This window comes from Streptomyces sp. NK08204, from assembly GCF_020400585.1.
GTDB lineage: Bacteria > Actinomycetota > Actinomycetes > Streptomycetales > Streptomycetaceae > Streptomyces.
In genome coordinates this window covers 119,788-137,118 of sequence record NZ_JAINVF010000007.1, presented here as the reverse complement: position 1 = coordinate 137,118, position 17,331 = coordinate 119,788, and the positions used below count along the sequence as shown (strand labels likewise).

Annotated in this window: 13 protein-coding genes and 1 pseudogene; 6 read left to right on the top strand and 8 right to left on the bottom strand. The window is 70.4% G+C overall.

Translation table 11 applies throughout. The annotated features are described in order from the left end of the window. Positions 1-5: 5 nt before the first annotated feature. From K7G59_RS14040 to K7G59_RS14020, 4 genes and pseudogenes are all read right to left on the bottom strand, one after another. Positions 6-236 (bottom strand): hypothetical protein, encoded by a 231-nt coding sequence (locus K7G59_RS14040; protein ID WP_225834029.1) that lies wholly within the window; start codon positions 234-236, stop codon positions 6-8. 223 nt (positions 237-459) lie between these two features. Continuing rightward, a pseudogene (locus tag K7G59_RS35325) lies at positions 460-5,197 on the bottom strand (putative T7SS-secreted protein). Then, positions 5,197-5,835, bottom strand: a complete 639-nt coding sequence (locus tag K7G59_RS14025) for a hypothetical protein (protein WP_225834027.1) — start codon at positions 5,833-5,835, stop codon at positions 5,197-5,199. The pseudogene K7G59_RS35325 and the gene K7G59_RS14025 overlap by 1 nt, the downstream one beginning before the upstream one ends. Before the next feature lie 35 nt (positions 5,836-5,870). Beyond that, positions 5,871-6,155 carry a hypothetical protein gene (locus tag K7G59_RS14020; RefSeq protein WP_225834025.1) on the bottom strand — a complete coding sequence of 95 codons (285 nt, stop codon included), beginning with the start codon at positions 6,153-6,155 and terminating at the stop codon, positions 5,871-5,873. A 553-nt stretch (positions 6,156-6,708) separates the two neighbouring features. On the opposite strand from K7G59_RS14020, the gene K7G59_RS14015 reads away from it, so the two are divergent. After that, complete coding sequence (locus K7G59_RS14015) at positions 6,709-7,776, top strand: GNAT family N-acetyltransferase (protein ID WP_225834024.1); 1,068 nt, start codon at positions 6,709-6,711, stop codon at positions 7,774-7,776. Here K7G59_RS14015 and K7G59_RS14010 read toward each other — a convergent pair. Both K7G59_RS14010 and K7G59_RS14005 read right to left on the bottom strand, forming a co-directional pair. Further along, the gene (locus K7G59_RS14010; protein ID WP_225834023.1) at positions 7,758-8,036 is read right to left on the bottom strand and encodes a DUF4031 domain-containing protein; all 279 of its coding nucleotides are present in this window, start codon (positions 8,034-8,036) and stop codon (positions 7,758-7,760) included. The genes K7G59_RS14015 and K7G59_RS14010 overlap by 19 nt on opposite strands. A gap of 7 nt (positions 8,037-8,043) precedes the next feature. Beyond that, positions 8,044-8,427, bottom strand: a complete 384-nt coding sequence (locus tag K7G59_RS14005) for a hypothetical protein (protein WP_225834022.1) — start codon at positions 8,425-8,427, stop codon at positions 8,044-8,046. Positions 8,428-8,483: 56 nt separating this feature from the next. Here K7G59_RS14005 and K7G59_RS14000 point away from each other — a divergent pair, with 56 nt between their 5' ends. The 4 genes from K7G59_RS14000 (at position 8,484) to K7G59_RS13985 (ending at position 12,560) form a co-directional block, all read left to right on the top strand. Continuing rightward, positions 8,484-9,389, top strand: a complete 906-nt coding sequence (locus tag K7G59_RS14000) for a MurR/RpiR family transcriptional regulator (RefSeq protein WP_225834021.1) — start codon at positions 8,484-8,486, stop codon at positions 9,387-9,389. Between the two features lie 58 nt (positions 9,390-9,447). After that, a complete protein-coding gene (gene murQ / locus K7G59_RS13995) occupies positions 9,448-10,371 on the top strand; it encodes an N-acetylmuramic acid 6-phosphate etherase (protein WP_225834020.1) in 924 nt (307 codons plus the stop codon). 16 nt (positions 10,372-10,387) lie between these two features. Then, positions 10,388-11,773 carry a PTS transporter subunit EIIC gene (locus K7G59_RS13990; RefSeq protein WP_225834019.1) on the top strand — a complete coding sequence of 462 codons (1,386 nt, stop codon included), beginning with the start codon at positions 10,388-10,390 and terminating at the stop codon, positions 11,771-11,773. Positions 11,774-11,984: 211 nt separating this feature from the next. Continuing rightward, positions 11,985-12,560 carry a hypothetical protein gene (locus K7G59_RS13985; RefSeq protein ID WP_225834240.1) on the top strand — a complete coding sequence of 192 codons (576 nt, stop codon included), beginning with the start codon at positions 11,985-11,987 and terminating at the stop codon, positions 12,558-12,560. A 39-nt stretch (positions 12,561-12,599) separates the two neighbouring features. Here K7G59_RS13985 and K7G59_RS13980 read toward each other — a convergent pair whose 3' ends face one another. After that, the gene (locus tag K7G59_RS13980) at positions 12,600-13,727 is read right to left on the bottom strand and encodes an NADH:flavin oxidoreductase (protein ID WP_225834017.1); all 1,128 of its coding nucleotides are present in this window, start codon (positions 13,725-13,727) and stop codon (positions 12,600-12,602) included. A 148-nt stretch (positions 13,728-13,875) separates the two neighbouring features. Between K7G59_RS13980 and K7G59_RS13975 the strand changes: the two genes are divergently transcribed. Further along, positions 13,876-15,351: a serine/threonine-protein kinase gene (locus K7G59_RS13975; RefSeq protein WP_225834014.1), complete on the top strand. Its 1,476-nt coding sequence runs from the start codon at positions 13,876-13,878 to the stop codon at positions 15,349-15,351. 84 nt (positions 15,352-15,435) lie between these two features. Here K7G59_RS13975 and groL read toward each other — a convergent pair whose 3' ends face one another. Beyond that, the gene (gene groL, locus K7G59_RS13970) at positions 15,436-17,058 is read right to left on the bottom strand and encodes a chaperonin GroEL (protein WP_225834012.1); all 1,623 of its coding nucleotides are present in this window, start codon (positions 17,056-17,058) and stop codon (positions 15,436-15,438) included. Positions 17,059-17,331 lie beyond the last annotated feature (273 nt).

Genomic DNA, 17,331 nt, shown 5'->3' with positions numbered 1-17,331 from the left:
ATTGCTCATTGCTTTTTATCGATGATGAAGTCGATGCCTGCCGCATGCAAAGCGCCGGCCAGTCTACTCACTTCTACCCGCGTCCCTGTCCGTCCTTCAGTGCGCAGCTTATCCGCTGCCTCCTTGGATTCTGCCAGTGAGCTTCCGTCGATCTCGCGCACTGCCTTGATGAGCCTTGCGCCAGCATTTTGCGTTCTGGAAACATGAATCACCGACTCGCCATTGGCTGCCAGCACGGCACTCCGAACATAGCTGGGGGATGGACCGGAGCCGCCAGCATGCCATGTATCGCCGCACGTTGGGCAAGTGCACTCAGTATCCCAGCGAGGCCTCCCCTCGATAAGGGCCTCCGTTGCCGTGCACGATGCCACCGCTCCGCAATTATCGCACGTTTCTGCGTATGGGCCACTTTCTAGGATCACGTTGACTCTCATTACCACCCTCGCATTCGCCTATATCTCAGTATTGTTTCGTAGAATCTCTCGGACAGGCCGGATCCGTTTTTTTGGGGTGATGGTCCTCGAAGATCCCCCTAGACCACCAACGGTGATGGAGTTCCTCGTGCACGATCGTATCCCGCAACTCATGTCGAGAGACGAAAGAATCGCGTCCTATCTGTATTCCTTCACCGAACTTTGATACCCCATGGCCGACGAATGGACTGTACTGAGGTTTATGCGTGAGTCGGAGGTCAGGGAGGTCCTCTTTGATGATCGCGTCGATCGCGCGATTACGCGCTTGAGCGGTTTTACCTGTCACGTGGCTTAGGTCGGCGGTCCACCGACGAGGCTTGTCCTCGAGGCCTTTCCCCTCAACAAGGGAGGATTCTGAGTCACCTGTCGGTGCTTTACAGGGAGCCAGACCGAGTGGATCCGTCCACGTGTAAGGATTCTGTACATAAGCGGCGGGATTAGGTGCCGGACTTAGCCCAAGTGGATCGGGGGTGAGGTACCGGGCCGTTTCGGGGTCGTAGTGCCGGAAGTAGTTGTAGTGGAGGCCCGTTTCGGGGTCGTAGTACTGACCGGGGAAGCGGAGCGGCGTGTAAGTGGTGCTGTTGACGGCCCACGCCGTCGTTCCCCAGAGCGTGCTTCGGGTACGCCAGGCGATCTCGCCCTGCTCGTCGATCAGCTCGCTCGGAGTGCCGACCAAGTCGGTGACGATCGCGAAGAAGCGGGAGTCGATTTCGTGCTGGGGGGCGTCGGCCGCGGTGATGCGTTCCGTTTGAGTGAGGGGGCGTATGCCCTGGTGGTCCCAGGTGAGGGTTACCGGGTTGGGGAGGTCGGAGGACGTCGTGGTTTGTTCGCAGAGGGTTGTGCCGTCCCAGGTGAAGTCGACCCGCTCTACGACTGTTTCGCCGTCCTCCGCCAGGCGGAGTTTTGCTGTGCGGCGGCCCAGGGGGTCGTAGGTGTAGCGCCAGCGGGTGCCATCGGGAGTCGTCACCGACCTCAGACGGTCCTCCGCGTCCCATTCGTAGCGCCAGGTGTCCGGTTTGCGGGACAGGCGGGTTTTTTGGCGGAGGGTGATGCGGCCGAGGGCGTCGTGTTCGTAGCGGACGTTGCCGGCGCGGGTGATGCGGGTGCCGGTGTAGGTGCGGTCTCCGACTGCCTCCTGGCCCGGGTGGTCGGCCGGCCAGGACGCCTGGGTTTGGTTGCCTGCCTCGTCGTAGGCGTACCTCTCCGTCCAGTCGGCCGCGTGGACCGCCGTCACCCGGCCCGTCGCGTCGAGGTCGAAGCGGCGGGAGCCGGAGAGCTGGTCGTCGATACCGATGACGTTGCCGTCGGCTCGGTAGGTGTACGCCCGGTGCTGGACCATGCGGCCCTCCGCCCCGGTCACCGACTGGGTCGTCAGGCGGCCCAGGGTGTCGAAGGCGTGCTCCAGAGCGATCGTTCCGCCTATGTGGCGGGTCAGTTCGCGGCCTGCCTCGTCGTAGGTGAAGTCGATGGGCCTGCCGGAGGCCACCATGCCGGTGCGGCGGCCCGTCGCGTCGTACGACCACGTCGTCGTGGCCCCGGTCGGAGTCGTGCGGCCTGTGCGGCGGCCCATGGAGTCGTAGGTGTACGTGACCGCGCGCCCGTCGACCATCTCCGAGCGCAGGCGGCCGTGGCGGTCGCGGAGGAGGGTGAGTGTCGTGCCGTCGGGGCCTGTCGCCTGCGCTAGCTGGTCCGTGAGGTCGTAGGCGTACGTCGACACCTGACCCGCCGCGTCCTTGCGGGTCACCTGGCCGGGTTCGTTGCGTTCGAAGGACACCACCTCGCCGAGCGCGTTTCTGCGCGAGGTGAGGCGACCTGCGGAGTCGTACTCGTACGTCAGCGTGCGGTCGTCGAAGTCCGTCTCCGTGACCAGGCGGCCTGCCGCGTCGTATGCGTACGTCCACGTCAGGCCCTGCGGGTTCGTGACCTTGGTCAGGCGCAGTTCCTTGTCGTGGTCGAACTCGTAGCGGACCCCGTCCGGGCCCGTGCGGGCCGTCAGCAGGTCGAAGTGGGTGTACTCGAAGCGGGAGACGCCCCCGATCGGATCGGTGTGGCTGGTGCAGTTGCCCTCGCCGTCGTACGTCCAGGACTCGGCCGTGCCGTCCGGGGCCGTACGGCGGGACAGGTGGCCCTCCACCGTCCACTCCAGGCGCGTCACGGCGCCCGTCGGGTCGGTGATGGTGATCGGGCGGCCGTGGGCGTCCCGTTCGTAGCGCGTCACCGCGCCCAGCGGGTCGGTGATTTCCAGGGGGAGGCCCGCGCGGTCGCAGACGACCGTTGTGGTGTTGCCGAGCGGGTCGGTCACGGAGGTGAGGTGGCCGGCCTCTGTGTAGGTGAAGCGGGTGGTCTGGCCTGTCTGGTCCGTCACCGAGGTGCGGTTGCCCCGCTCGTCGTAGGTCTGTCGTACGACCGTGCCGTCCGGGTTGACCGCCTTCACCGGGAGACCGAGTTCGCTGTACTCCGCCCTCGCCTCGCGGCCGTCCGGGCGTACCGCCCGTGTGAGGTTGCCCGCCTCGTCGTACTCGAACGTCGTCGTGTGGCCGAGCGGGTCGGTCCGGGAGAGCAGGCGGTGGTAGCGGTCGCGGTGGTAGCGGGTCACCGCGCCGAGCGGGTCGGTCTCCGCGACCACCTGCCAGGCTTCGTTGACCAGGTAGCGGCGGGTGTGGCCCTCGCCGGTCGTCGCGGTCGTGGTGCGCAGGCCGGTTTCCGGGTCGGGGTCCCCGTAGCTCAGGCGCAGGGCCATGTGGCCCGCGGAGCCGCCCTCGGCCGTGCAGCGGTCCTGGTCGTCGTACTCGTAGGTGTAGCTGCGGTCGTTCGTGTCCGTCCAGGACGTGACCCGGCCGGCCTCATCGTAGGTGAAACGGAGGGGTAAGCCCGAGGAGTTGACGACCTCGGTGAGGTTGCCGTCCGTGTAGGCGTACCGCTTCAGCTCCTCGCCGGTCGCGGCCAGGTGGAAGGCCGTGACGCGGCCGGCCTCCGTGGTGACGCGTACGGCCTGGCCGCCGCTGGAGACGACGGCGAGCGGGGTGCCCTCCTCGTCGTACTCGAAGGTGATCCAGTTGCCGTTGCGGTCGTCTATCTGCTCCAGGACCGCCAGGTTTTCCGCGGTCGGCGAAGTGCCAGGTGCGGTGGGTGCTCGGGTCCGTGATCGTGTAGCCGTCGGAGACACGGTCCAGGGGCCAGCGGGGGCCGTGGCTGGGGAGAGTCGGCAGGCCCGGTGCCGGGTGCGGGTACGCCAGGAGCAGGCCGTCCTCCGTGACGAAGACGACTCCCTCCGCGTCGATCTCCAGGCGTTGGTCCAGGGTGGAGGACCAGGACGGGCCGAACCAGCGGCCCAGGTGGTAGCCGGACTCCACCCGGCGCTTGAGGACCAGGGGCAGCACGCCGGGGAGGGTGACGTCCGTCTGCGGCAGGTACATCTTGCCGGTGGCGAGGTTGATCGGGTCGGTGCCCTTGCTCTCCACACTGGTTTCGTCGTGGGAGGGTGCCGACGGGTCCTTGGTGACTTCCTCCCGGGCCGGGTTCCCCTCCGCACCGCCCGTCTCCGCCCCGCGTTCCCCGGCCGCCGCCCCCTCTGCCCCCTCTGCCCCCGCTACTCCCTCCGCGCCCTTGACCCCGTCCTCCGCCAGGCGAACGCCATCGGCGGCAGCCCCCTCGGCGCCCGCCTCCGGTAGGAAGAACTGGGGGGCGAGTTCGCCGCCGACTCCGCCGGGGTCTTCGAGGAAGGACTTCCAGAGGGCGTTGCCTGTCTCGGTGGGGTGGGTGACCAAGTGGACGGCGCCGCCGAGGAGTTCCATCTTGTTCTGGAGCGCTTCGTAGGGGTGCGTGACCGCGTAGGGGTCGAGCGGGTTCGCGCCGCGGACCATGTTGTTGATGTCGCCCAGCCCGCGCATGACACCGCCGGAGAAGCGCATGTCCTCCGTCTTGGCGGCGTCCATGACGTCGGCTCCGTCGAGTCCGAGCTGGTTCAGGATCGGCGGCTCGTGGGGGGCGTGCTTCAGCGCTTTCTTGATGCGGTCGGCGGCCTCCGAGGCCAGGTGGTCGCGCTGGCGTCGGGCGTTGGTGAGGATCTGCTCGGCCGCGTGCTTGGCCTTGTCGCCGGGGTCCTGGTCCGGGGGCTTCGGGCCCGGGTCGTCCTTGCCCAGTTCCACGGCGAGGGTGTAGGTCTCCACCTTCTGCTGGTGGGCCTTCGAGGCGGATCTGCCCTCGCGGTACTTCGCCACGGCCTCCCGCGCCTGGCTGCGGGCCCAATCCACCGTGTGTGCGAAGTTCTCCAGGGCCGAGGCGGCCTCCCCGCACGCCTCGGCAGCCTGGCGCCATCCCGTCTGGTGTGTGGCGAACTTCTTGCGGAAGGCATCGGCGGCCTCGCCCTTCCAGTCCGCCGAGTCGAGCTTCGCCATGCCTGACGCCACGGCACTGAAGGCGTTCGCGAAGTTCCGCAGGTGCCCCGCGTTCTCCCGGAGCTTGGACGGGTTGCCGTGGATGAGTTCCTTCTCGTCCTCGGTCTCGTCCAGTTGCTGCTCGTTCACGTGCGCGCCCAGTTTGGACGCGGTGTCGTCGCCCCAGTCGTCGACCTTGTCGGCCGCGCCGTGCGCACCTACGTAGTCGAGCGCGTCGCCCACCCCGTGGGCGCCCTTGTCGATGTAGTGGCCCGTCGTCCGCTTGACGTGGTCGTACCCGGACTTGAGGCCGTCTACGACACTGTTGAACTTCCCCGTGATCGACATCAGTTGCCGTCCCCGGCCTGCGGCCTCGGACCCAACACCTGTTCCAGATAGGTGTTGTACTCCTCGTCACTCATCCCGGCCGCGTTCCGCATCATGGACGGCGAGAGCAGGTTACCCGGCATGCCCTCGCTCGTCGCCATGTCCCAGAGCATGCCTTTCCCCGTCTTGCGGACCGAGTTCACCAGGTTGTCGCGGTCCTTCTCGCCGTAGCCCGTCGTCATCATGGAGTGGTTGATCTGCGACAGGCTCTCCTTCTCCACCTTGTCGCTGGAGGCGAAGGGATCGCCGACGAGGGAGTTGTAGGCGACCTTCAGCGACCCCTTCACGTACTCGTCCGTCTGGTGGAAGGTGCCGGCCGCGAGCCCCAGCGCCTCCGCGAGCGCGTTGCCCTCCTCCATCAGGCCGCGCACTCCCCACTGCCAGCGCTCGCAGAAGGTGTGCAGCATCGCGCCCAGGTGGTCGTCGCCGGCGTCCATGCCGTCCATCTCCAGCTTGGTGAAGCCGCGGCCCGCTCCGGCCCAGCCCTTCATCGTCCCCAGCGAATCCAGTTCGCTCAGCGTCTTGTTGATGCCCTCGGCGATCAGGTGCAGCCCCTGCACCCGCAGATCCGGCTCTCCGCCCCCGCTCGGCGTCATCATTCCCGCCCCTCCCCCTGCCCCATTGACCTCAACCGTTACTCCCGTCGACCGGCGGCGCCCTGACCCCCCGGTCGGTCCAGCGTGAACGCCTCCGGGACGATCCCGACGACCGGTGGCAGCACCATCCCCCGCTCACCGTCGGCCGCGTCCACCAGCACCCCGCACGGCAGCCCGGTCTCCTCGGACACCGCCGGTACGCCCGCATCCAGCACCGCGGCGCCCCAGACCGCCCGGTACCGCCAGGGGCGGTCGGCCTCCCCGCGCGCTCTCGCACAGCGGGCGAGCGCGGCCTCGTCCGTGAACGCGAGGAGCCATCGCACGCCCCGCATCTCCACCGTCAGGGCCGCACCGTTCTCCCCGTAGGGGACGAGGGCGCGGCGGCGCCTGAACTCGCCGAGCTGTGCCAGGAAAGCCCGCCGGTGCGCGCGGACTCGGTCGGTCGTGGCCGTTGTGACCGGTTTCGCTGTGGCAAAGTCGCCAGCGCCCGAAGGTGGTGCCGGTACAGGGGTGGCCTCGCCAGGTGGCGGCTGCACGTCGGCGGGGCACAGAAGCGTCTGTTCCGCGATGTCCGTCAGCGCCGACCTGGGCTGCTGCCTCTCGCGCTCGTGCGTCGGCCCTGTTGTTCCCGCCGGCTCCGCGCCGCCCACAGCGCCTTCCCCCTCGCCGGAAATGTCTCGTTCGAGTTCGGTCGCTTTCGCCCAGTAAACAGTCTGTTATGTTCACATGCGTGCGCTCGCACGAGCAACGCACATCAGGCCAACAGCAGGCAAAGCGTCAGTCAACCGTCCTCGCCGACAAGGGAATTGGCGCGTAATCGCCGAGCGTCTGAAATTCCATCGCCACCGGCCGACCCGGCCACATAGCCTGCGGCCCATGCGTGCATTGAGCGGGGACCATGTGGAAGAGGCCGTGGCGGGCTGCGTGGCGGCGCTGCGGCCGGCGGTGCAGCGGGACTGGGCGGCGGTGAAGGCCGGGGGGCTCGACTGGAACTGCCACGACACGGCGCTCCACATCGCCACAGCCCTCATGCGGTACACCGGCAACCTGGCCGGACGCGCCCAGGACGCCAGCACCCCCTTCCACATCACCCTCGACGACGGCACCGACAACACCGGGCTGCTGCACGTCATCGAGACGGCCGGGGCCGTGCTGGCCGCCGTCGTCCGTACGGCACCGGCCACGGCCCGCGGCTTCCACCCGTTCCCCTTCAACAGCGCCAACCGTGACGGCTTCGCCGCAATGGGCGTCACCGAGGTCCTCCTCCACACGTACGACGCCACGCAGGGGCTGAACGTCGCGTACGAACCCCCGGCGCACCTCGCCGAGTTCGCCCTCACCAGCATCTTCCCGGCCGTCCAGCCCACCACCGACCCCTGGCGCACCCTCCTGTGGGCCACCGGCCGGGGCGAACTGCCCGGCCGCCCCCGGGTCACCGAGTGGCACTGGAGCAACAACCTCGTCATCCCCGGCGACCGCCTCACCCTGCAGGGCGTCACGCCGGCGGCGGCGCGCGATCTGACGGCGGGCGGCGACGGCGGCTTCGAGTGGATCGAGGGCAGCGCGTTCCAGGGCACACGGGACGCCGCGGGCTTCATGCTGAAGGCGTACGAAGCAGGCACGCACCGGCCCGAGTTCGGCGTGTTCGTGCTCGTGCGGCGCGAGGACGGCCGGGCGGTCGGCGGCATGGGCTTCCACCGCTCCCCCGACGAGAACGGCCGGGTGGAGATCGGCTACGACCTCGTCGAGTCCGCCCGCGGCAACGGCTACGCCACGGAGGCGCTGCGCGCACTGTCGGAGTGGGCGCTCGCGAGGGACGACGTACACACCCTGTGCGCGACGATCGACCCGGACAACGCCCCGTCCCAGGCAGTCGTCTCCCGCGCGGGATGGCAGAAGGTGGGCGAGAGCGACGAGGGATTCACCTACGAACTGAAGCGCTGAACCAGCCCCTTCGGCCGGCGCAGGCCGGATGCGCGCAGCAGCCGCACCACCTCGCGGCTGCCGACCTGCACCGCGCCGGCCCCCACCGCGTCCGCGTAGCGGTGGGAGGGGACGTCGTAGTGGTCGCGTTCGAAGGCGCGCCGGGGCAGTCCCAACCCGTCCGCGAACAGCCGCAGCTCCTCGTAGGAGACGTCGCTGATCAGGTGCGACCACATCCGGCCGTGTCCGGGCCAGGTCGGCGGGTCGATGTAGATCGTCACGGGCGCCTCACGAGGACTGCATCCCGTCCGCGGCCCGTCCCAGCGCCCCCACCGCCGCGACCCGCACACCCGCCTTGTGACACACCCAGTGCGGGTCGGGCCCCAGCTCCGGCTCCACGTCCAGCGCGTGCGGGTCGCCCGAGACGCACACCGGGCACAGCGGCCAGCGGCCGTACCGCTCCAGCAGCGCGTCCTGCACGTCCTGCGCGACCAGACCGGCCAGGAAGGCGACACCGTCCGGCCACTGCTCGACCCACCAGCGCCGCTGCGTGACCGAGTCCTCGACCAGCGAGACCACGTCCGCCTCCGCGACCTCGCGCGCGACCAGATCGGCCAGCACCAGGGCGCGCGCCGTGTGCAAAGCCTGCTCAAGAGGGCTGATGGGCTCCATGGTCCCCATTGTGCGCACTCTTGACCCAGCCATCGAACTGAAAATACCTTTCATCCGTGACCCAGGACGTGAAGGAAATTTTCGGCAGTCCGCGCGGCTCCCTCGCCGCCAAGGTGCGCACCCTCGCCCCGTCCATGACCCGGTCCATGCAGCGCGTCGCCGAGGCCGTCGCGAACGACCCGGCGAGCTGCGCCGCCCTCACGGTCACCGGCCTCGCCGAACTCACCGGCACCAGCGAGGCCACGGTCGTGCGCACCGCCCGCCTGCTCGGCTACCCCGGCTACCGCGACCTGCGCCTGGCCCTCGCGGGCCTGGCCGCACAGCAGCAGTCGGGCCGCGCACCCGCCATCACCACGGACATCGCCGTGGACGACCCGATCGCCGACGTCGTCGCCAAGCTGGCCTACGAGGAGCAGCAGACCCTCGCCGACACGGCCGCCGGACTCGACACCGCCCAGCTGGGCGCGGCCGTCACCGCACTGGCCGCCGCCCGGCGGACCGACGTGTACGGCATCGGGGCGTCCGGCCTGGTCGCCCAGGACCTCACGCAGAAGCTGCTGCGGATAGGCCTCATAGCCCATGCGCACAGCGATCCGCACCTCGCGGTGACCAACGCCGTGCAGTTGCGGACGGGCGACGTGGCGATCGCCATCACCCACTCCGGCTCGACGGGGGACGTCATCGAGCCGCTGCGGGTCGCCTTCGAGCACGGGGCGACGACGGTGGCGATCACCGGCCGCCCGGACTCGCCCGTCACCCAGTACGCCGACCATGTGCTGACCACCTCCACTTCCCGGGAGACCGAGCTGCGGCCCGCCGCGATGTCCTCGCGGACCAGCCAACTCCTCGTTGTGGACTGCCTGTTCGTGGGTGTGGCGCAGCAGACGTACGACACCGCGGCGCCGGCGCTGGCAGCGTCGTACGAGGCGCTGGCCCACCGGCATCGCACCAGACCCAGGTGAGTGACAAGCACGCGGATCAGTACGCGATTCGTACGCGAGTGAGAAAGAGCCGCCCCCCATGACCTCCCACGACCTGCGCGCCGAGCTGGCTTCCCTGACCACCGAAGCCTTCCGGCCCGAACTCGCCGAGATCGACCGCCTCCCCACCCTCGACATCGCCCGCCTCATGAACGCCGAGGACACGAGCGTGCCCGCCGCCGTCGCCGCGCGGCTCCCGCAGATCGCCGCCGCCATCGACGCCGTGGCCGCCCGCATGGCACACGGCGGACGTCTGGTCTACGCCGGCGCGGGCACCGCCGGCCGCCTCGGCGTCCTCGACGCCTCCGAGTGCCCGCCCACCTTCAACACCCGTCCCACCCAGGTCATCGGCCTCATCGCGGGCGGCCCCGACGCCGTGGTCAGCTCGGTCGAGGGCGCCGAGGACTCCCCCGAGCTGGCCCGCGAGGACCTCGACGGGCTCGAGCTCACCGCCGACGACACCGTTGTCGGCGTCTCCGCCTCCGGCCGCACCCCGTACGCCATCGGCGCCGTCCGGCACGCACGCGCCGTGGGCGCCCTGACCATCGGCCTGGCCTGCAACGAGGGCAGCGCGCTCGCTTCGGCGGCCGAACACGGCATCGAGGTCGTCGTCGGCCCCGAGCTGCTCACCGGCTCGACCCGCCTGAAGGCCGGTACGGCGCAGAAACTCGTTCTGAACATGCTGTCGACGATCACGATGATCCGGCTCGGCAAGACGTACGGGAACCTGATGGTCGACGTCCGCGCCTCGAACGCCAAGCTCCGGGCGCGCTCGCGTCGCATCGTCGCCCTGGCCACGGGGGCGGGCGACGACGAGATCGAGCGGGCCCTCACCGAGTCGGGCGGCGAGGTGAAGAACGCCATCCTGACGATCCTCGCCGATGTCGACGGCCCGACGGCCGCCCGCCTTCTGGAGGAGTCCGACGGCCATCTGCGCGCCGCGCTGGCGATCGCGACGGGCTGACCGCACGCTCGGAGGCGTGCGACCCAACGACCCCGCCCCGGCATCCGCTCCCGCCTCCTGCGCCGCCACCGCGACCGCCGTCCTCGCTGAGGTCGGCGGCCCGGCGAACGTCACCTCCGTCACCCACTGCATGACCAGACTCCGTCTGACGCTGGCCGACCCCGGGACGGTGAACGCGGAGGGGCTACGAGCGGTCCCGGGGGTCCTGGGGGTGGTGGCGGACGGGGAGTCGTACCAGGTCGTGCTGGGCCCGGGAGTGGTCGCGGACGTGACGGGGGAGGTGGCGGCCCGGGTCACGGAGGTGAAGGAGCACCTGAGCCGGCGCAACGCCACCCCCTTCAAGACGGCCTTGCGCCGTATCGCATCGGTCTTCGTGCCGCTCGTCCCGGCCCTCATCGGCTGCGGAATCCTCGCCGGGCTCAACGGCCTCCTCCTGAACGCCGGCCGACTGCCCGGCCTGACCCCGGCGCTCACCACGATCTCCTCCGCCTTCATGGCGCTGATCGCGGTGTTCGTCGGCCACAACACGGCGAAGGAGTTCGGGGGCACACCGGTGCTGGGCGGGGCGGTGGCGGCGGTGGTCGTGTACCCGGGGGTGGCGAAGGTGACGGCTTTCGGGGTGCACCTGTCCCCCGGGCAGGGCGGCGTCCTCGGCGCACTGGCGGCGGCCCTGCTGGCGACGCGGGTGGAGAAGTGGTGCCGGGGCCGGGCCCCCGGCGCCCTGGACGTCCTGCTCACCCCCACCCTGACCGTCCTGGTCCCCGGCCTGGTCACGCTGTACGGCCTGATGTACGCGGCCGGTACGGTGGCGACGGCGATCGGCACCGCGGCGAACTGGCTCCTGACGACGACCGGAGCCGTGGCCGGCCTGCTCCTCGGCGGCCTCTTCCTCCCCCTGGTCATGCTGGGCCTGCACCAGGCGCTGATCCCCCTCCACACCACCCTCATCGAGCAGCAGGGCTGCACCGTCCTGCTCCCCCTGCTGGCCATGGCGGGCGCGGGCCAGGTGGGTGCGGCGCTCGCGGTGTACGTCCGCCTGCGCCACGACACGCCGCTGCGTACGACGATCAGATCAGCCCTCCCGGCCGGCCTGCTCGGCGTGGGCGAACCCCTGATCTACGCCGTGTCCCTCCCCCTGGGCCGCCCGTTCCTGACCGCCTGCGCGGGCGGCGCGGCGGGCGGCGCGTTCATCGGCTTCTTCGCGATGCTGGGCACGAAGGTGGGCGCGACGGCGATCGGGCCGTCCGGCTGGGCCCTGTTCCCGCTGCTGACGGGGAACAGGGGGCTGCCGCTGACAGCGGCGGTCTATGCGGGCGGCCTGGTGACCGGCTACATCGTGGGCTTCCTGACGACATACGCCTTCGGGTTCCCCCGGCGCCCCCGTGCGGCGGCTCCGGCGTGACGGCGCCCCCTGACCGGTCGTTTCCCCCGGCACGATGACGAGGCTCCTGGCCACCGCCGCCCTCGCCGCCTCCGCCGCCGCTCCCGCCGGCGGCGAGGGAAGCCTCGTCCAGCAGTCCCCCGCCATCCCCGGGGGCGCTACCGTCGAACTGCCGTCCCCGGTCGGCATCACACTGGACACGCAAGAGGCTGAAGGACTACGCGGAACGATCATGAACCATGCCCAGCTCACCGCCCTAGGACGGGCCCTTCGCGTGCTCGGCGAGCACGGGGAGGCCCTCGGCGCCGACACGCCGGACTCACGGCTGCACGAGATCAAGGCCGATCTGCGGCGGGCGCTCGACCTGGTGGAGGAGAGCGTGGCCGCCGGTGCCCCCGCCACCCGGTGCCCGGAGCACCCGCAGGGTCCCGTGGACGAGAGCGCACCCGACCTGTGTCTGCTCTGTGAGACCCGGCGCCGGACCGCCCGGCGGTCGGAGTTCCAGGGCGGCGCACGGGCGCAGGCCGAGCAGGCCCCCGTCTCCGCCCCCTCCCGGTACGGCGTGCGGGGCGACCGGCCGCAGCCCCAGCAGCGGTGGCTGCCGGAGCTGTGGAACGGGCAGGAGTGGCAGTTGTGCGGCACGCCCCGGCGGGACCGGCGCGAGGCCGAGGCGTATCTCGCCGCCCAGCGACGGGGCTCCCGGCCCGCGATGGCCTACCGGCTCGTCCACGAGTTCACCGACTACGAAGTGCTCCGCATCTGGGGCACGCCGGTGCGCGTCGACATCGAGCCCATGGGCAACCTGTAGGCCCCCGGGAGCCTCCCGGACGAGGTCAGCTCAGCGTCTTCAGCTCAGCGTCTTCAGCGCCGCCGCGTCGTACGGCTTCAGCTCCTCGAAGCGGTCGGACAGCACCTTCGCCGCCCACTCCGGGTCCTGGAGCAGTGCGCGGCCCACGGCGACCATGTCGAACTCCTCGGCCTCCAGGCGGTCGAGCAGGTTGTCGATGCCCTTGACCGGGGAGCCCTCGCCCGCGAACGCGTTGATGAAGTCGCCGTCGAGGCCGACCGAGCCGACCGTGACGACCGGCTTTCCGGTGAGCTTCTTCGTCCAGCCGGCGAGGTTGAGGTCGGAGCCCTCGAACTCGGGCAGCCAGTAGCGGCGGGTGGAGGCGTGGAAGGCGTCGACGCCGGCGGCGGCCAGCGGGGTCAGGACGGCCTCCAGCTCCTCGGGGGTCTCGGCGAGGCGGGCGTCGTAGTCCTGCTGCTTCCACTGCGAGTAGCGGAAGAGGATCGGGAAGTCGGCAGAGACCGCCTCGCGGACCGCCGTGACGATCTCCGCGGCGAACTTGGTGCGGGCCACCGGGTCGCCGCCGTACGCGTCGGTGCGGCGGTTGGTGCCCGCCCACAGGAACTGGTCGAGCAGGTAGCCGTGGGCGCCGTGGAGTTCGACGCCGTCGAAGCCGATGCGCTCGGCGGCAGCGGCGGCCTCCGCGAAGGCGGCGATCACGTCGTCCAGGTCCTGCTGCGTCATGGCCTTGCCGGTCACCTCGGCGCCCTCGGTGACGATGCCGGACGGGCCGACGGCGGGGGCGTCGGGGAAGGGGGCGTCGCCCTGCTTGCGGACCATGCCGATGTGCCACAGCTGCGGGACGATCGTGCCGCCCGCCGCGTGGACGTCCTCGGCGACCTTCGCCCAGCCCGCGAGCTGCTCCTCCCCGTGGAACCGCGGGACGCGGTCGCTCTGCCCGGCCGACGCGTGACCCACGTACGTGCCCTCGGTGACGATCAGACCCACCCCGGCGGCGGCGCGGCGGGCGTAGTAGGAGCGGACGTCCTCACCGGGGATGCCGCCCGGGGAGAACATCCGCGTCATCGGAGCCATCACGATCCGGTTGGGAACGGTCAGGCCGTTCAGCGCGATCGGGCGGGACAGGATCTGGGCCGCGCGGGAGACGGCGGTCGTCGTGACGGTCACGGGGGCTCCTGGGGGATAACAGTGCGACTGGCCAGTATGTGCACACGCATTGGTACACATCCTTAAGTAAGTGAGGGTACGGCGTCACGCATTCCCTGCCCCTGTGGACCGTGATGTGATTGGCGCAACACCGAGGGGGGCGGCTGCAGTGACCGGTGCACGTATCGGGGACTACGTGATCGAGCGAGAACTGGGCAGCGGAGGCATGGGCTCGGTCTATCTGGGGCGCTCGCGCTCAGGGCGGGCGGTCGCCATCAAGGTGATCAGAGCGGAGTACGCGGCCGACCCCCGCTTCAGGGACCGGTTCCGCAAGGAGGTCGAGGCCGCTCGCCGGGTCGGCGGCTTCCACACGGCCGCGGTGGTGGACGCCGACCCCGACGCACCGCAGCCGTGGATGGCCAGCGCCTACATCAAGGGGCCGACCCTGGCCGAAGAGGTCGCCCGGCGCGGCCCGTTGAGCGAGGCCCGGCTCTGGGCGCTCACCGCCGCGCTGGCCGAGGCGCTGGCGGCGATCCACTCCTGCGGTCTGGTGCACCGGGACCTCAAGCCGGGCAACATCGTTCTCGCCGAGGACGGGCCGCGCGTCCTGGACTTCGGGATCGCGCGCGCCGCCGAAGGCACGCGGCTGACCGGTGACGGCGTGACGGTCGGGACCCCCGGGTTCCTGGCGCCGGAGCAGGCGCTGGGGCATCCCGTCACCGGGGCCTGCGACGTGTTCGCCCTCGGTGCCGTCGTGGTCGCGGCGGCGGGCGGCAGCGCGTTCGGGGACGGCGCGCCCTACGGCCTGATGTACCGGGCGGTGCACGAGGAAGCGGATGTGTCCGCGGTGCCCGCAGCCCTGCGGGGCCTCGCCCTGGCCTGCCTGCACAAGGAGGCCGGACGGCGCCCCACGCCCCGGGAGTTGCTGGACCTGTGCGATGACCGCACCGGCCCCACGGCCGACCGCACAGCCACTGTGGCCGACCACTCCGGCTCCGGCCTGCACTCCGCCGACACCGAGACGCCGTCCCGGTCCGGCAGCCCGCCTCCGCCGCCGCCCCCGCGGCGCAGTACCCCGCCGCCTCGGCCCGCTGCAGCGCCCCGCGCCGCCTCCGCCGCCGCCCCCGCGGCGCAACTCGCCCTCTACCGGCGCAGCCGTCGGGGCTGGGCGGGCCTGGTACTGCGGAACACGCTCTTCACTTTCGGCTTGATCGGGGCGGTTCTGCTGAGCGGCCCTCTTCTCCATCAGCCCGCCCTGACGGCGGTGTTGTCATTCATCGCGTTCATGATGACCGTGCGCCTCTTCGGCCTGCTCGGCAGCGCCAAGGACGGGCTGGTGCTCGGCGGGCCCGGGATCGGAGTGGGCCCGCCGGACAACCTGGTCGTACTGCACTGGTCCGACATCACCTCCCTGGAACTGGAGAGCGACGGCAAACAGACCGACCTCGTCCTGCGGCTCGCGGGAGGACAGCGTCTGCCCGTCGGCTTCCAGCACCCGACCTGGGTGCGCACCAGCCGGAACGGGCCCACCCGCATCCACACACGAGGGCTCGCCCCGACCGGCGACGCGGGTCCGCTGGCCGACACGGTCCGCGCTCTCGCCGCGCAGCACGGCATCCCCCTGGGGGAGAGCGGGTCCGGTTGAGAAACGCCCGAGGGCGGCACCCCCTGTCGGAACAGGGGATGCCGCCCTCGGTACTGACGGACAGTCGATCAACCTTCAGGTCGATCAGAAGTCCATGTCACCGCCCGGCATGCCGCCGCCGGCCGGGGCCGCGGCCTTCTCCGGCTTGTCGGCGATGACGGCCTCGGTGGTGAGGAACAGCGCGGCGATGGAGGCGGCGTTCTGCAGCGCGGAACGGGTCACCTTCGCCGGGTCGATGATGCCCTCGGCGATCATGTCGACGTACTCGCCCGTGGCGGCGTTCAGACCGTGGCCGACGGCCAGGTTGCGCACCTTCTCCACGACGACGCCACCCTCGAGACCACCGTTGACGGCGATCTGCTTCAGCGGGGCCTCCAGGGCGAGACGGACGGCGTTGGCGCCGGTCGCCTCGTCACCCTCGAGCTCCAGCTTCTCGAAGACCTGGGAGGCCTGCAGCAGGGCCACGCCACCACCGGCGACGATGCCCTCCTCGACGGCCGCCTTCGCGTTGCGGACGGCGTCCTCGATGCGGTGCTTGCGCTCCTTGAGCTCCACCTCGGTGGCGGCGCCGGCCTTGATGACCGCGACACCGCCGGCGAGCTTCGCCAGGCGCTCCTGCAGCTTCTCGCGGTCGTAGTCGGAGTCGCTGTTCTCGATCTCGGCACGGATCTGGTTGACCCGGCCCGCGACCTGGTCGGAGGAACCGGCACCGTCGACGATGGTGGTCTCGTCCTTGGTGATGACCACCTTGCGGGCCTTGCCCAGCAGGTCGAGGGTGGCGTTCTCCAGCTTCAGGCCGACCTCCTCGGAGATGACCTCGCCGCCCGTGAGGATGGCGATGTCGCCGAGCATGGCCTTGCGGCGGTCACCGAAGCCCGGGGCCTTGACGGCGACGGACTTGAAGGTGCCACGGATCTTGTTGACGACCAGGGTCGACAGGGCCTCGCCCTCGACGTCCTCGGCGATGATCAGCAGCGGCTTGCCGGACTGCATGACCTTCTCCAGCAGCGGGAGCAGGTCCTTGACCGAGGAGATCTTGGAGTTGGCGATGAGGATGTACGGGTCCTCGAGCACCGCCTCCATGCGCTCCATGTCGGTCGCGAAGTAGGCGGAGATGTAGCCCTTGTCGAAGCGCATGCCCTCGGTGAGCTCGAGCTCCAGGCCGAAGGTGTTGCTCTCCTCGACGGTGATGACGCCTTCCTTGCCGACCTTGTCCATGGCCTCGGCGATCAGCTCGCCGATCTGGGTGTCGGCGGCGGAGATGGACGCGGTGGAGGCGATCTGCTCCTTGGTCTCGACGTCCTTCGCCTGCTCCAGCAGGGCGGCGGAGACGGCCTCGACGGCCTTCTCGATACCGCGCTTGAGAGCCATCGGGTTGGCGCCGGCGGCGACGTTGCGCAGGCCCTCCTTCACCAGGGCCTGGGCGAGCACGGTCGCGGTGGTCGTACCGTCACCGGCGACGTCGTCCGTCTTCTTGGCGACTTCCTTGACCAGCTCGGCGCCGATCTTCTCGTACGGGTCCTCCAGCTCGATCTCCTTGGCGATGGACACACCATCGTTGGTGATCGTGGGGGCGCCCCACTTCTTCTCGAGGACGACGTTGCGGCCCTTGGGGCCGAGCGTCACCTTCACGGCGTCCGCGAGCTGGTTCATGCCGCGCTCGAGGCCGCGCCGCGCCTCCTCGTCGAACGCGATGATCTTGGCCATGTGAAGTGGTCCCTCCAGGACTGGGGGTGATTCCTTCGGACCGCGCCCGCGCCCGCGACGGACGGCTCGCCGGCCTCGTGGTTCCTTGCCCCACCCGGCCTGCGGGCCTCACCGACCCGGTCCTTCACTGTCACTCTCACCTTCAGAGTGCTAACGCAATGATTAGCACTCGGGCATGGAGAGTGCAAGCGCCTCCCGCCATGCGGCAGGCCCCGTCAGCCGCCCGCGAACACGCGCCCCGGGCGAGCCCCGGGCCGGGGCCACGGGCACGAC

Coding starts and splice junctions, on each gene's coding strand:
- K7G59_RS14025 (WP_225834027.1), bottom strand. CDS start 5,835: ATGATGACGCCGAGCGGGGGCGGAGAGCCGGATCTGCGGGTGCAGGGG.
- K7G59_RS14015 (WP_225834024.1), top strand. CDS start 6,709: ATGCGTGCATTGAGCGGGGACCATGTGGAAGAGGCCGTGGCGGGCTGC.
- K7G59_RS14005 (WP_225834022.1), bottom strand. CDS start 8,427: ATGGAGCCCATCAGCCCTCTTGAGCAGGCTTTGCACACGGCGCGCGCC.
- murQ (WP_225834020.1), top strand. CDS start 9,448: ATGACCTCCCACGACCTGCGCGCCGAGCTGGCTTCCCTGACCACCGAA.
- K7G59_RS13985 (WP_225834240.1), top strand. CDS start 11,985: ATGAACCATGCCCAGCTCACCGCCCTAGGACGGGCCCTTCGCGTGCTC.
- groL (WP_225834012.1), bottom strand. CDS start 17,058: ATGGCCAAGATCATCGCGTTCGACGAGGAGGCGCGGCGCGGCCTCGAG.